This window comes from Flavobacterium sp. FG19, assembly GCF_057809475.1.
The window spans coordinates 81421-96869 of sequence record NZ_JBMDKA010000018.1; the positions used below are offsets into that span (position 1 = coordinate 81421).

Here is a 15449-nt window from a genome sequence, read left to right on the forward strand (position 1 = left end):
TTGATTCAATTTATTTTTATAAATTTGTAAGAATTAAAAATGTAGGAATTATGAATTCGGATAATGAAAATGAAAAGAAAAATAAGGTAGAAGAACCTGCGACTGAATACGAAATTCAAAAACCGAAATTTAAAGGAATAGACCCTGAAACTTTTGATTTTGATGCTGAATTTGCAAAGGGATTAACTCCAGAGCAGGCAAAAGCAGAATCGATTAGAAGGATTAGAGAATGGTGGGGGAAATAGGAGTTATTTATACGCCAGAGGTAATACAATTTTTAGATGATTTGGTTATAACTTTATATAAAGAAGAGTATTTTGGCTTCATAGAATCTGCAGAAGAATATGTTTCTAACATCTACGATGCTGTTTCGGAAAGAATAAAGAAATTTCCTCAAAAGAAAACCCCGTATTCGTTGCAGTATTTAGGAGCTGATTATATTTTTTATAAATCCAATTCAAGAACTACTTGGTATATCTTTTTTGAAAAAAGAAATCAAAATTATCTGATTACAGGAATTTTAAATAATCATAGCGAAGAAGCAAAAGAGTTATAAAACAAAATCCTCATAAACATAAGTCTATGAGGATTTTTTTATATGTTTAGTTTTCAAAATGAACACTAAAAAAGTGAACACTGAACACTTGAAAAATTAAGCATTAGCCGTAGCAGCTTCTTTATCAATTTTGTTAATCAAACCAGTTAAAACTTTTCCAGGACCAACTTCAGTAAATAAAGTAGCACCGTCGGCAATCATTTGCTGTACAGACTGAGTCCATTTTACAGGAGCAGTTAATTGAATGATTAAGTTCTTTTTAATTTCTGCAGCGTCTGAAACAGCGTTTGCTGTAACGTTTTGGTATACTGGACAGCTTGGAGTAGAGAAAGTAGTTGCTTCAATTGCAGCAGCTAATTCTTCTCTTGCCGGTTCCATCATTGGAGAATGGAAAGCACCTCCAACAGGTAAAATCAGCGCCCGTTTTGCTCCAGCTGCTTTCATAGCTTCGCAAGCTTTTTCAACTGCTGAAGTTTCTCCTGAAATTACTAATTGTCCTGGACAGTTATAATTTGCAGCAACCACAACACCGTCGATAGAAGCACAAACTTCTTCCACAATATTATCAGCTAAACCTAAAACCGCGGCCATTGTAGATGGAGTTATTTCGCAGGCTTTTTGCATAGCCAAAGCACGTTGAGAAACTAATTTTAAACCATCTTCAAAAGATAAAGTTCCGTTAGCAACCAAAGCTGAAAATTCTCCTAATGAATGTCCTGCAACCATTTCAGGTTTGAAATCCTCTAAAGTTTTAGCTAAAATAACAGAGTGTAAAAATACTGCTGGCTGTGTCACTTTAGTTTCTTTTAGTTCTTCGGCAGTACCTTCAAACATAATATCAGTAATTCTGAAGCCTAAAATTTCATTGGCTTTTTCGAATAATTCTTTGGCTAAAGCCGAATTTTCATAAAGGTCTTTACCCATTCCTGTGAATTGCGCGCCCTGACCTGGAAATACGTATGCTTTCATTTGTCTAATTTAATTTTTACTTTTTTTAAAATTGAAAATTAGTTTCAATTGGTGCGCAAAAGTACTATTTTTTTAGCTTGTATAATCCTTAAACATATAAATCCATGCTAATCTTGAAAATCTAAGATTAAAAGGAGTGAATAAAACAATTGCTGCAACGATGATAGGGAAGATTCTGAAATCAAAATTCTTTTCAAAGAAAAACTGTGCAATACAATACGTTGCAATTCCCTGAGCCACGGTTAATCCGTAGTTTACGTACATGGCACCAAAGAAATAACCAGGCTCTTTTTGGAATTTATAGTGGCAGTGACTGCAGTATTCATTCATTTTGGGAAAGCTAAAATTCAGAAAAATGTTTTTATCTGTAAATACTTTTCCTTTGTGACAAACAGGACATTCGTTTCTAAAAATATGAGTTAGTGCGTGTGACATGATCTTGCTGTTTTTTGTTTATACAAAGGTAAATCAGAGTTTTATAAAACTCTTTTTTATATCTTCGCTTATTATAGCACAAAAAGGACATTTGTTATGAAAAGATATCCCATTTATAGCGTTCAGAATTTTAGTTGTAACGATATTCACAGGGATTTTTATGTGAATACTTTTAAAGAGCATTTAAAAAGCCACAGTTTTGTAGAAGAACCACATCGGCATGATTCGTATTTAATGGTATTTTTTACCAAAGGCTCCGGATTACATGAAGTCGATTTTGACCAATTTGAAATAAAGAGAGGAAGTCTTTTTGTGCTGCAGCCCGGGCAAATGCATCATTGGAATTTGTCCGAAGATATCGAAGGTTTTGTAATTATCTTTTCACAGGAATTGTACAATTTGTATTTCGGACAGAAAAAAATCAACGATTATAATTTTTACCATTCCATTCACAACCGACCGGAGATGGTTTTTGAAGAAAAAGAAATTCCAAAAATCCTTCCGTATTTCAATTTGCTGATTCAGGAAAATAGTCATGACAATAAATTTCAGTTAGATAAATTATTGAATTTATTGGATTGTATTCACATTGAAGTAGCGAGAAAATACAGCGAAACCTATTCGCATCAAACCCATTCGTACAATATCAAAATCAATAAATTCGAATCGCTTTTAGAAGAATATTTCAGAAGCCAAAAACTACCTTCTTTCTACGCTGAAAAATTAAATATTACGCTAAAACATTTAAACAGAATCTGCAATGAAATCCTTCAAAAAACAGCCACAGAAGTAATCACAGATAGAGTAATCCTGGAAATAAAAAGAATGCTGATCGACAAACAATTAGCCGTAAACGAAGTGGCATTCAAAGTCGGCTACGAAGACTATTCCTATTTCTCCCGCTTCTTCAAAAAACAAACCGGAATTTCCCCAACCGAATTTAGAAATACTGTTCGTTGATTTTTTTAGCCACGAATTCACGAATTATTTTTATTAATCGTTGGCTATTTTTTTTGGTTTCACGCAGATTTAGCAGATTTGTGCTGATTAAAATAAATTTGCGCAAATCTGCTAAAATCATTTTAAATCTGCGTGAAATAAAAAATAATTCGTGAATTCGTGGCGGAAAAAACAAAAAGCCCTGCGAGTAAACGCAGAGCTTTTAACCAACCAATTAAATCTAATCTAAACCAAAAGATTAAGCTTGTTTTACAAATTGTAATTCAATGTTCAAACGAACTTCTTCACCCACTAAAACACCTCCTGTTTCAAGAGCTGAGTTCCAGTTTAAACCCCAATCTTTACGATTAATTTTTCCTTCTATGCTTAAACCTACTTTAGTATTCCCCCAGGGATCAGTCATGATTCCACTAAACTCAACTGGGAATTTTACAGTTTTAGAAACACCTTTAATGTCTAAATCTCCAGTTAATTCATATTCGCCATCGTTGATTTTTTTGAAAGCAGAAGATTTGAAAGTTAATTTTGGATGATTCTCAGCGTCAAAGAAATCACCACTTCTTAAATGTCCGTCACGATCTGCATTTGCAGTATCGACTGAAGCGATATCAGCAGAAAAACTGAAATCTGCATTTTCGAAACTTTCTCCTTCTGTGATTGCAGAAGCGTCATAAGTTCCAAATTTTCCTGAAACATTAGTAAACATCATGTGTTTAACTTTAAAACCAATTTCTGAGTGAGTTGGGTCAATTGACCATTTTGTAGTTGCCATAATTTTATTTTTTAAATATTTTAATAATTAATTTGTTTCATTTTGATAGGACAAAGTTACGGTGACAGTTGTCCTGAAGCACTTAACCTAGATTAAGAAATGAAAGATTTGAATTTTTTGTAAAACAGACTTTCAATTATAAATTTAAGTTTTCTTATTTAGTTGAATGTAAAGTTTAAGTAAAAAAAGAAACGATAATAATCTGAATTTCAGGTTTATTATCGTTTCAAGGTACAGGTATTTAATTGTTTTTGTTTGAATTAATAATTCATCGGAACGTCCATTAATAAAAATTCAGCATCTGTATTTGCTTTAATGTTTAAGATATCAGTTCCAGAAATTCCAACCGCATCACGAGAGTTTAATTCCTGACCGTTGATGGTAACATTTCCTTTTAAAACGAAAGCATAAACTCCGTTTCCTTCTTTTTTGATTTTGTATTCTGTAGAAACTCCAGCATCAAAATTACCCATGTTGAACCAGGCATCCTGATGAATCCAAACACCTTCATCATCTGCATTTGGAGATAAAACCTGAGACAATTTATTGTGTCTGTCAGCAACATTTAAAGTAATTTGCTGATAACGCGGCGTCACATTTCTTTTATTTGGAAACAGCCAAATCTGCAACAATTTAGTCTGCTGATCTTCATTTGGGTTAAACTCGCTATGCTGAATTCCAGTTCCGGCACTCATTACCTGAATGTCTCCGTTTTTAATTACTTCCGTATTTCCCATGCTGTCTTTATGAGCCAAATCACCTTCTAGCGGAATCGTAATAATTTCCATATTATCGTGAGGGTGAGTTCCAAATCCCATTCCGGCAGCAATTGTGTCATCATTTAAAACACGAAGCGCCCCAAACTGAATTCTGTCTGGATTGTACCAGCTTGCAAAACTAAAACTATGATAAGCGTTCAGCCATCCGTGATTGGCATTTCCTCTTGTGTCTGCTTTGTGCAATATTATATTTTCCATGATTTTGTCTTTTATTGATTTTGATAGTACAAAGTTACAGTCAACATGCATGAAAAGCACTTAATCTAGGTTAAGAAAAGTTTTCTGTGAGGTACAAAGGTTCAGAGTAGCAAAGGTTCAAAGGTTTTTTCTGGAGCAGAAGTGTAGTTTTCAAAAGACGTTCAGTCCCGCTATCCGTTTCAATCTTTTGTGTCTCGTTAAAGAAACGAGACACAAAAGGATTTCCACTTCTATCGGGGCTGGATTAGAGGTTTTTGTTTTTAGAAGAAGTTCCGAAGGAATGAAAGATATTGTAGGGACGGATTTTAATCCATTCTATGCGTGAAGCTCGAGGAAGATTGGAAATTACAAAGTTTTCACGCCAAAGTAACCACACAGCTTTGTCATTCCGAGGAAGGAGGAATCTCCGCAAGTAACTCCGCATAGCATGTCGCCAATCTTTGTGAGCTTCTCACGAAGATTCCTCGTTTCTCGGAATGACAAGAATGCGGATAGGAAACAGAAAAAAAACTACTTAATCCGAATCAATTTCCCTTTCCCGGTTACTAGATCAAGATAATTCGCAACCGGACTTTGTTTATCATGCATATAAAACAGAATCGTATCTTTTGTAATCTGATCTTTCGGAATGCTGATAACTAGATCAGTATTGATGAAATTGTCCAGCAATATTGCATTGCCATAAGAAATTTTTCCTTTTGGTAAGAACTTGTTGTCAAACTTAAAAACACTATCAGTGAAAGTAATTTTATCTTTCAGGATATAAGTTCCTTCGTCTTCAATCAGATAATTGTAACGGCCAGTTAGTTTGTCTGTTTTCTGGTTGAAGTTGATAAAAAACAGTGTCATTATTAAAGCAAAATATTTCATAAGATTCTAACTGTATTGATTGATAAACTGCTGCACCACCAAATCCGTATTCTCATGGCGTTTCTTTCTTTCTAAAACTACAGGAGGAGCGGCTCTTTCTAAACAATCCTGAACGGCACAGGTTTCGCAAGTTACGCCAACAATTCTTTTAACCAAAGGTTTACCTTCAATAAACTTGAATTTCTTCTTCATCGTCGGATTTATTAGGATCCCAACAGAAATACTTCGAATGGTATCATGCAAAAAAGGATCTTTGGTTGCTGACGAAAATACTAAATATTCATTACCACTGTTAGCGTAGCTGGAAATTTGCGCATCAAAAAAGTGAGATTTATTTTGTTTGATGGCTTCGTCTATGGTTTTTACCGAAACCCATCTTCTGCAATAATGCTCGTTGGTTTCATTGGCGTGCGGTTCCTGCTGATGCGTAATGTGTAATTCTTTATTTATCTGATAAAAATCGGAACCTATTTTATGTGACAATCTTAGGAAAAATAAGTTCTTCAGCTGAAAATCTTTTGGAAGTAAATTAGTCAATCGCTGATAAAAAGATTCAGGCGAAACTTCAAAGCTTTCAATTAACCAGACAAATTCCTCGGGTTTCGGATTTTCATTTTCCAAGAAAGAATTGATTTTATCTACAACTAATTTTCTAGGCAGTATTAAAGCGCCTGCAAAATAAGAAGCGTAAAAATTATTCAAAACCTGATCAAAATTGTCAAATTTAATCCAGCTGAAAGTCAGCAAACGATCGGATATTTTTAGATAATTATAGGCAATTTCTTTGGCTAAAATAAAAGCCTTCTGTGGCGCATCAAGTTCTGTAGAAAGCAATAAAGTTTTGCTTTTTGGAACATAAATCGAGCGTAAATCACCCAGCGCTTCCTGATCTGTAAAAGCAATATCTTTAATGATGTATTCGTATTCTTCTTTTAAAATGGCTTCTAATTCCTCAATGCTTATTTTAGAATCGAGGTTAATCTGAAAAGACTTTGAAAACGAAATCACTTTCTCTTCTAAATCTTCAAAATAATTGCTGTGCGCTTCCTGATACGAACGCAAAGAAGCCAAAAAGAAGCTTTCACGGCTTAAATTATAATGCTGAGCAATTTCGAAAATGGTACTGATAAACGCATTGACTTTTGCCGGAGCATTGGCAATAATATCAATTAAATCGGCTTCCTGAATTCCGAAAAGCTCTAATGGAATCTCTTTTAAAATTCCGGATTTTAAAATTTCTCCAATCGGAGCAAGGTTATTATCGAGTTTTAGCGACACCATTTGATCGTAAGTCACGTCCAGATGTTCGCACAAAAGAAGGATTTTGTCTGTTTTTGGATATTTTTTCCCCTTTTCAATCTCGTTTAAGTACGATTTTGAAAGATTGGTCAATTTGGCCAAGCCAAAAAGCGAAAGATTTTTTTGGACTCTAACCTGTTTTAGTTTTAGTCCAAATATCAGCTTTATATAGTCTTTTTCGATATCCATAATATCAAATGTAATCGATTTAAAAATAATCGCCAAAAAAATATTTTTAAATTTTAGCGAACGTTCGCTATTTTTGTAAAAAACTTTTTGTAACATTGTGGTGTAAAACTTATTAGCTATTAAGTTGTTAAGTGAGTTTTGTCTTTTTTAAGGCAAATCTAACCTGAAACAATTCACTGGCTGGTCAATAAAAAATAAAACCACAGCTATGAAAAACCAAACTGAAATTATCGAAACGGCAATGGAATTTTTAGCCGAAAAAAAACTTCGTTACCCAAAAATCTGGACAGAAGAAGCGATTGTTTTTATAACCGAATTACACCGAAAATTCGAATCACAGCGTAAACTGCTTCTTTTGCAGCGCGAACAGAAACAAGTCACTTTTGATCAGGGAATCATGCCGGTTTTTATTCCGGAAACTAAAAGCATTAGAGAAGGAAGTTGGACGGCTGGCGAAATTCCGAAAGACTTATTAGATCGCAGAGTTGAAATTACAGGTCCGGTTGACCGTAAGATGATTATCAATGCATTGAATTCGGGAACAAAAACCTTCATGGCCGATTTTGAAGACAGCACTTCGCCAACCTGGCAAAATTTAATGGACGGACAAGTGAATTTAATTGATGCAGTAAACAAAACCATCACATTTACTGATTTGATTAAGCAGAAATCCTATCATTTAAATGAAAAAATCGCAACGTTGATTGTTCGTCCAAGAGGGTTGCATCTACCAGAAAAACATCTTTTGATTGAAGGAAATGAAGTTTCGGGTTCTTTGGTAGATTTTGGTTTGTATGTATTTCATAATCATAAAAAACTTTTAGAAAATAATTCTGGACCGTATTTCTACATTCCGAAATTGGAACATTATCTGGAAGCGCGCTGGTGGAATAACGTAATTGATTTTACAGAAGATTATCTGAATCTGAAACGAGGAACGATAAAAGTGACGGTTTTAATAGAAACCATAACGGCGAGTTTTCAGTTAGACGAAATTATTTATGAACTAAAAGAACATATCGTTGGTTTGAACTGTGGACGCTGGGATTATATTTTTTCTTACATCAAAAAGTTTAGAAAAAATCCAAAATTCATCGTTCCGGATCGCGATCAGGTAAATATGACTTCGCCTTTTATGAATGCCTATTCCAATTTGGTTATCCAAAGATGTCATAAAAGAGGAATTCATGCGATTGGAGGAATGGCAGCACAGATTCCAATTAAGAATAATGAAGAAGCCAATGCTGTCGCTTTCGCGAAAGTAAAAACTGATAAAGAACGGGAAGTTCGAAACGGCCACGACGGAACCTGGGTAGCACATCCAGATTTGGTTGCGATTGCCAAAGAAATTTTTGATAAAGGAATGCCAACGCCAAATCAGATTCATGTAAAAAGAGAACATCGCAGAATTACAGAGGCCGATTTGATAGAACCGCCAATTGGATTAATTACAGAAAACGGTGTTCGGAAAAACATTAATGTTGCCGTTTTGTATCTGGCTTCATGGCTGAACGGACAAGGTGCTGCAGCACTTCATAATTTGATGGAAGATGCTGCAACAGCCGAAATTTCAAGATCTCAATTATGGCAATGGCTTCAAAATAAAGTGATTTTGGATAATGGCAGAAAATTAGACTTAGCGTATTATCATGAATTGGCTTTAGATGAATTCAGAAAAATCAAGGAAGAATTAGGAACAGAAAATCACGAAAAACAACAATTTCCCTTAGCTGAAAAAATGCTGGAAAGATTAGTCGTAAACCTGCACTTTGTAGATTTTTTGACGATTCCGTGTTACAAATATTTATAAGAAAAAAAAATCCGCATAATCCGCTAAATCTGCGAGAGAATATTTTTTTCACGCAGATTTAGCAGATCAGGCAGATAAAATTTAGTCTTAAATTATTTAAACACATAGAAACATAGATTTAGATTTTAAACAAAGGAAGAAGAAAAAACTAGTTTTCACACATAGCTATGTGCATTTGAAAAAGTGAAACGCCTTTAACCACAAAGTGAAACTATGATTCTATGTGTTTAAAAGAGACAAAGAATTCTTTACTAACCAACTTAACTATACATTTATGAAAACAACAGAAGACAGAATTCAGGAATTGATTAACGATTGGATTACGAACCCAAGATGGAAAGGCGTTGAGCGTCCTTATACGGCGAGTGAAGTAGTAACGCTTCAGGGATCGTATAAAATTGAGCATTCGATTGCCAAAATGGGAGCGGAAAAATTATGGAGAAAGTTAAAAAGCCAGGATTATGTTGCAGGTTTGGGAGCTTTGACAGGAAATCAGGCGATTCAGGAAGTAGATGCGGGTTTAGAAGCGATTTATTTAAGCGGATGGCAGGTGGCTGCCGATGCAAATCTGGCGGGAGAAATGTATCCTGACCAATCGCTTTATCCAGTAAACAGCGTACCAATGGTGGTTAAAAAAATCAATAACGCTTTACTGCGTGCCGATCAAATTCAGATTGTAAATAAAATTGAAGATAAAAAAGATTATTTGGTTCCGATTGTGGCGGATGCTGAAGCGGGTTTTGGTGGCAACTTAAATGCTTTTGAATTAATGAAATCAATGATTGAAGCCGGAGCTTCTGGAGTTCATTTTGAAGATCAATTAAGTTCTGCTAAAAAGTGCGGACACTTGGGCGGAAAAGTTTTGGTTCCAACGCAGGAAGCAATCAATAAACTGATTGCGGCAAGATTGGCTTCAGATGTTATGGGAGTTTCGACTCTAATTGTTGCCCGAACAGATGCAGATGCAGCGAATTTATTGACCAGCGATGCAGACCCAAGAGATAGAAAATTCCTGACTGGGGAAAAATCAAGTGAAGGTTTCTTCTATGTGAAAAACGGAATAGAGCAGGGAATTGCAAGAGGTTTAAGCTACGCACCTTATGCCGATTTGATTTGGATGGAAACCAGCAATCCGGATTTAGATTATGCGAGAAAGTTTGCAAAAGCCATGAAAAAAGAATTTCCGGAAAAAATGCTGGCTTATAATTGTTCACCATCTTTCAATTGGGCAGCAAAATTATCAGTTGCCGAAATGGAAACATTTAGAGAAGATTTGGCAGCAATGGGATATGGTTTCCAATTCATCACTTTAGCTGGATTCCATGCTTTGAACACCAGTATGTTTGAATTGTCTAAAGCTTACAAAGAACGCGGAATGGCGGGTTATTCTGAATTGCAGGAACGTGAATTCGCTTTACAGCAAAACGGATTCAGAGCGGTAAAACACCAAGCTTTCGTAGGAACTTCTTATTTCGATGCGGTTCAAAACACTGTTATGTTGGGAAAATCAGCCATAACAGCAATGGAGCATTCTACTGAGGTTGAGCAATTTTAATTTTTTTTTCCGCCACGAATTCACGAATTATTTTTTTTATAATCTTTGAGAATAATAATTCGTGAATTCGTGGCGGAAATTTTTATTTCTTCAAAAGCCTTGCTTTCATTTTGCTGAAAAATTCAGGTGTTACACCAATGAAAGAAGCGATTTGTTTTTGAGGAACTTTATGAACCAATGTTCCGTATTTTTTAGTGAATTTCTCGAAACGCTCTTCTGCGGGTAAACTCAAGTTGTCCATTAATCGCTGTTGATTTGCAACTAAAGAATTTTCAATTAAAATCCTGAAAAAACGTTCCAGTTTTGGAATTTCAAGATACAATTGCTCCTGATTTTCTTTAGATAAAGAAACAACTTCGGCTTCTTCCAAAACTTCAATAAAAAGCTGTCCCGGTTTCTGCGAAAAAAAACTGTACATGTCGCTCATCCACCATCCTTCGCAGGCAAATGAAAGAACATGTTCAACAATATTATCGTTGATATTGAAACTTCTTAAAATTCCTGAATTCACAAAATAAGAATGCTTGCAGACTTCGCCAGCATTTAATAAAAGTGTTTTGGCTTTGTATGTATTGGTTTCTAATTTAGATAAAAAGAGTTCTTGTTCTTCTGGTGTGAGAGAAACGTGTTTAGCAATGTTTTCTAGTATTAATGTCATTATTTTTTATCGTCTATTAAAGTGAATGAAGTGGCGATAAATCGGTTTCCTTTGATTTCTCCAGTAACAGAAGCTTTTCTGATAGTATTACAGAAACCATCTTCTGCATGAGCATCACCATGTTCGTCAATTTTTGTTCCATCAACGAAATATGATTTTCCGTCAATGCGAACAGCTAAGTCACAGCTTTTGCCTTTCATCCCGAATTTACATTCTCCACAAGAAGCTTCCACGATTGTGGGTTTGTCAAATTTCTTTTTGCTTTGAGCTTGTACTGCAATTCCAATAAAAAGGAATGTTGCTAAAAGTATATTTTTCATAGTTAAGAATTTACAGTTATTAATTTTGCTGTTTCTTTGGCGCGTTCGGTTACTTCATTAATTGAAGTAGAAAGTGTATCGTGACTCAAAACAACGCCCATTCTGCGGTAAGGTCTTGATGTTGGTTTTCCAAAAATCCTGAAATCGGTTTTTGGAAGAAACGCTACTTTTTCGATTCCGGTAAAAGTTGGATTTGTAGAATCTTCGGATGCTAAAATTACAGCGCTTGCTCCAGCTTTTTCTAAAGTAATTTCAAAAATAGGAAGACTTAAAATGGCTCTTAAATGCAATTCAAATTCGTTAAAATTCTGCGTTCCGGCTAAAGTTACCATTCCGGTATCATGCGGACGTGGAGAAAGTTCTGAGAAATAAACGCCTTCTTTGGTTAGGAAAAATTCAACGCCAAAAAGCCCAGCACCACCAAGTGCTTCGGTAATTTTTTCGGCCATATCCTGAGCTTCGTATAAGTCTTTTTCAGAAACCAAAGCCGGCTGCCAGCTTTCCTGATAATCGCCTCTTTCTTGTCTGTGACCAATTGGAGCGCAAAATAAAGTTGGATTACCATTTTGAGTAATTGTTAAAAGCGTAATCTCAGAATCGAAATTTACAAAAGCTTCAACAATTACTTCGATAACATCGCCACGCGAACCAGCAACAGCATATTGCCATGCTTTCTCAATATCGCTTTCTGTTTTAATTGTTGATTGCCCTTTTCCTGATGAAGACATTAATGGTTTTACAACACACGGAATTCCAACTTCCTGAACGGCTTTTTGCAGTTCTTCGGCTGAGGTTGCGTATTGGTATTTTGCTGTACGTAATCCCAATTCTTTTGCTGCTAAATCACGAATGGCTTTACGATTCATGGTAAAGTTGGCCGCTTTCGCTGAAGGAACCACAGTGATTCCTTGTTTTTCGTAATCGTAAAAACGCTCAGTGCGAATGGCTTCTATTTCGGGAACTATAAAATCGGGTTGGTGTTTGGCTACGATTCGATCCAGTGCTTCGCCATCGAGCATATTGATGACTTCAAAACCGTGTGCGACTTGCATTGCGGGAGCATTTTCGTAACTGTCAACTGCGATTACCGTTTGCCCGATTCGTTGTGCAGCAATGACAAATTCTTTGCCTAATTCGCCTGAGCCTAGGAGTAATATTTTCATTTTGGAGTGTTGTAGTGTTTAAGTAGTAAAAGTACAGAAAAATGATTTTAACCGCAAAGTTCGGAAGAATGTTCACGCAGATTTTGCAGATTCAGCAGATTTTAATTTAACCGCAAAGAGCGCAAAGGAATACGCAAAGAACGCTAAGTTTTGTTTTTAAGCTAAAAAGAAAGGTTCGCAAAGATTAATTAAAATCTTTGCGAACCTTTGCGTATTTCTTTGCGCACTTTGCGGTAAAAAAAACTTTTCGGTTAAACAATATTAATGAAAATGATCTTCTTCAATTTCGAATTCGGCATCTTTTTCCCAGATTTCCATTTCGCAGGGTTTGCAGTTGAATTTTAGTTTGTATTCAAGCTCGCCTTGTTTTAAAACCAATGGTTCTTTTACTTTAACACCTACAATGTCTTTTTGGTGAATCGGGCATTTTTTTAATTCGTATTTGATGCAATATTTCGTTGTCATTACACGAGATTTCCCTGGATCCCATTGTAATTCGAAAGCTTTTTCGATTTCGGTAACACCATGGCGTTCGTAGAATTTACGAGCGGTTTTGTTTGAAACGTTATACATGAAATCCAGTTTAGTTTCTGGATAAGGATGTGACGTTTTTACCAATTGGTGTTCTTCGCGAACATAATTTGCTAAACGAATTTCAGTCAATTGATCGTAAACCGTTCTTCTCATTTCGTTGATTTTAGAAATTGGAAGGAACCAGTTTTGAGAAAACATAATATTAATTTCATCAGCAGTATAAGGTGTGAAGCCTGTTTTTGCTAATTGTGTTTTGATGTTTTCTTCTATAGATTCGCCCGTTTTTGTTTGTTCTTTTGGGTGTTCTAAATTTACGGTACTTACATTTCCGTCTTCATCGGTTGCGATTAACTGGAAACCAGTTTCAGTTTCTGTAAGCAATAAAGTTGTGCTTAATTTACGAACGGCACTGTCTTCTCTTTCAACAATTTTGATGAAAGCGGCGTCGTTATTACGATAGATGAAAGTTCCGTCTTTGATTTCTTTTAAAACGTTTGGATAAACTTTTCCGTTTTCAGCTTTGTTTACGTAGATTCCGTCGGCCTCGTTATTTTCGTTGATGAAGCAAAGTCCGTCACCGTTGTTTAGTAATTCGCCGTTTTCGATTTCGTAAGCACCACCAACAGTTCGGATTAATTTACCAATATATTGACCTTTTGATTTTGGGCTTTCCCAAGAACCAATTGAACTGTGTCTGTCATTAACGAAATAATCAGTATAACCACGATTGAAAGTTCTGTTTAATGCAGAATCAAAAGTATAAGTACATTTTCCAGAAGAAGCTTTAATGTATTTGTCGCTTCCTTCTAAATAACTGTCTAATTTTTGACGTAAATAAGAAACGTTGTTTTTAACGTAAGCGACGTCTTTTAAACGGCCCTCAATTTTAAAAGAAACAATTCCGGCTTCAATCAAATTCGGAATTTGATCAGAAATATCTAAATCTTTAATTGAAAGCAAGTGACTGTTTCTGATCAAAGTATCTCCGTTTCCATCGATTAAGTTATAAGGTAAACGGCAGTTTTGAGCGCATGAACCACGGTTGGCGCTACGTTCTCCGTTTGCCACACTCATATAGCAGTTTCCACTGAACGATACACATAATGCTCCCGTTACGAAAAACTCTAATTCAACATCAGCGTGGTCGTATATTGTTTTGATTTGATGCAGGTTTAACTCACGTGCTAAAACCACACGTTTGATACCAGCGTCTTTTAAGAATTTAATTTTATCAGCATCACGGTTATTGGCTTGTGTGCTGGCGTGGAGTACGATAGGAGGCAAGTCCATTTCCATAATCGCCATATCCTGAATAATCAGGGCATCAACACCAATATCGTATAGTTCCCAGATCATGGCACGACACGTTTCTAATTCGTTGTCGTACAAAATGGTATTAATAACTACAAAAACCTGAGCGTTAAATAAGTGTGCGTATTTTACCAATTCGGCAACATCTTCGATAGAGTTGTTGGCATTTGAACGTGCTCCAAATTGCGGTGCACCAATATATACAGCATCTGCACCACTATTTATGGCTGCGATTCCTCCAATTAAATCTCTGGCAGGAGCTAATATTTCGATTTTCTTCTTCATTTCTAAAACTTTAGACTTTTGTGGTATTCCCGAAAAAAAGTGTGCAAAGGTCTAATAAATTATTCGAGTTTGCTAGCGATGAAGCGATTTTTTTGAAATTGTTAACTTAATATGGAATGATGATAAATGAAAAATTCTTATCGTGGTTTAATTATGATTTGTACCAGCAAAGTTTTTGTCTTTTGAATTTGCATTTCTTCTCTTAGGATCATAAATTTTTGAAAACCATTTTCCTGATGCCAAGAAAATGGTTTTCAAATTTGGTAAACAAAAAAACTACCCAGTTTTTCAACTAAGTAGTTTTCTAAAATGAAAAAAAACAATGCTATTAAATTCCTTTCATTTTAATTTGCGATAAAGTATTTTGAATACTATTTAATTGTTTGGAAACAATATAAACCTGACTGTGTTCCAATTCATTATCATCGAGTGCTTTTTTGTATTTTTCAATAGCAGCTTCTTCTCCGGTAATACAAGCATTAATAATTGCTTCAGGATCTCCATCTGTGAAGGATGATTTGATGTCAATCCAGGTTCTGTGTAAAGCTCCTAACGGGCCACCGCCAGAAGTGTCTGTTGATTTTCCGAGTTTGTTGATTTCGTCTTGTAATTCTACAATAAATAAGGCTCTTTCTCGTGCATATTCCAGAAAATCAGTTTTCATTGCCGGGTTGTTTACATGTTCGGCTGCGTTTGTGTATCCTAGTTTTCCATCTTCAAGAATTGAAATCAATCCTTCCAGAGTTTTAACTGTTTCTTTTGTGGTTTCATCAGTATGTATCATGA

The 15449-nt window shown here is 35.4% G+C and carries 15 protein-coding genes and 1 pseudogene; 5 read left to right on the top strand and 11 right to left on the bottom strand.

The genetic code is table 11. The annotated features are described in order from the left end of the window. The first annotated feature begins 50 nt into the window (after positions 1–50). Entirely contained in the window at positions 51–245 is a 195-nt protein-coding gene (locus tag ACODST_RS17725) for a hypothetical protein (protein ID WP_488933436.1), read from the top strand. Continuing rightward, a complete protein-coding gene (locus tag ACODST_RS17730) occupies positions 230–556 on the top strand; it encodes a hypothetical protein (protein ID WP_488933437.1) in 327 nt (108 codons plus the stop codon). The genes ACODST_RS17725 and ACODST_RS17730 overlap by 16 nt, the downstream gene beginning before the upstream one ends. Before the next feature lie 96 nt (positions 557–652). Here ACODST_RS17730 and fabD read toward each other — a convergent pair whose 3' ends face one another. Both fabD and ACODST_RS17740 read right to left on the bottom strand, forming a co-directional pair. Further along, positions 653–1525: an ACP S-malonyltransferase gene (fabD, locus tag ACODST_RS17735; RefSeq protein ID WP_488933438.1), complete on the bottom strand. Its 873-nt coding sequence runs from the start codon at positions 1523–1525 to the stop codon at positions 653–655. A 72-nt stretch (positions 1526–1597) separates the two neighbouring features. Then, on the bottom strand, positions 1598–1960 hold the full coding sequence (locus tag ACODST_RS17740; protein ID WP_109191892.1) for a DUF983 domain-containing protein: 363 nt from the start codon (positions 1958–1960) through the stop codon (positions 1598–1600). A gap of 96 nt (positions 1961–2056) precedes the next feature. Here ACODST_RS17740 and ACODST_RS17745 point away from each other — a divergent pair, with 96 nt between their 5' ends. After that, a complete protein-coding gene (locus tag ACODST_RS17745) occupies positions 2057–2920 on the top strand; it encodes a helix-turn-helix domain-containing protein (RefSeq protein ID WP_488933439.1) in 864 nt (287 codons plus the stop codon). 238 nt (positions 2921–3158) lie between these two features. Here the strand turns inward: ACODST_RS17745 and ACODST_RS17750 are convergent, their stop codons facing one another. The 4 genes from ACODST_RS17750 to ACODST_RS17765 all read right to left on the bottom strand — a co-directional run bounded on the left by ACODST_RS17750 (position 3159) and on the right by ACODST_RS17765 (position 7027). Then, entirely contained in the window at positions 3159–3692 is a 534-nt protein-coding gene (locus ACODST_RS17750) for a YceI family protein (protein ID WP_488933440.1), read from the bottom strand. 260 nt (positions 3693–3952) lie between these two features. Next, complete coding sequence (locus ACODST_RS17755; protein WP_488933441.1) at positions 3953–4669, bottom strand: pirin family protein; 717 nt, start codon at positions 4667–4669, stop codon at positions 3953–3955. 510 nt (positions 4670–5179) lie between these two features. After that, on the bottom strand, positions 5180–5518 hold the full coding sequence (locus tag ACODST_RS17760; RefSeq protein WP_488933442.1) for a hypothetical protein: 339 nt from the start codon (positions 5516–5518) through the stop codon (positions 5180–5182). Between the two features lie 27 nt (positions 5519–5545). After that, entirely contained in the window at positions 5546–7027 is a 1482-nt protein-coding gene (locus ACODST_RS17765; protein WP_488933465.1) for a helix-turn-helix domain-containing protein, read from the bottom strand. A 208-nt stretch (positions 7028–7235) separates the two neighbouring features. On the opposite strand from ACODST_RS17765, the gene aceB reads away from it, so the two are divergent. After that, on the top strand, positions 7236–8837 hold the full coding sequence (gene aceB / locus ACODST_RS17770; RefSeq protein WP_488933443.1) for a malate synthase A: 1602 nt from the start codon (positions 7236–7238) through the stop codon (positions 8835–8837). A 274-nt stretch (positions 8838–9111) separates the two neighbouring features. After that, positions 9112–10392, top strand: a complete 1281-nt coding sequence (aceA, locus tag ACODST_RS17775) for an isocitrate lyase (RefSeq protein WP_488933444.1) — start codon at positions 9112–9114, stop codon at positions 10390–10392. 82 nt (positions 10393–10474) lie between these two features. Here aceA and ACODST_RS17780 read toward each other — a convergent pair whose 3' ends face one another. From ACODST_RS17780 to ACODST_RS17800, 5 genes and pseudogenes are all read right to left on the bottom strand, one after another. Continuing rightward, entirely contained in the window at positions 10475–11050 is a 576-nt protein-coding gene (locus ACODST_RS17780; protein WP_488933445.1) for a Crp/Fnr family transcriptional regulator, read from the bottom strand. Further along, on the bottom strand, positions 11050–11370 hold the full coding sequence (locus tag ACODST_RS17785; RefSeq protein ID WP_488933446.1) for a DUF6370 family protein: 321 nt from the start codon (positions 11368–11370) through the stop codon (positions 11050–11052). The genes ACODST_RS17780 and ACODST_RS17785 overlap by 1 nt, the downstream gene beginning before the upstream one ends. Positions 11371–11372: 2 nt before the next feature. Next, positions 11373–12536, bottom strand: a pseudogene (purT, locus tag ACODST_RS17790) (formate-dependent phosphoribosylglycinamide formyltransferase); the annotation flags it as partial. A 258-nt stretch (positions 12537–12794) separates the two neighbouring features. Next, positions 12795–14663: a peptidase U32 family protein gene (locus tag ACODST_RS17795; RefSeq protein ID WP_488933447.1), complete on the bottom strand. Its 1869-nt coding sequence runs from the start codon at positions 14661–14663 to the stop codon at positions 12795–12797. A 328-nt stretch (positions 14664–14991) separates the two neighbouring features. Beyond that, a complete protein-coding gene (locus tag ACODST_RS17800) occupies positions 14992–15447 on the bottom strand; it encodes a ferritin-like domain-containing protein (protein ID WP_488933448.1) in 456 nt (151 codons plus the stop codon). Between the last annotated feature and the right edge of the window lie 2 nt (positions 15448–15449).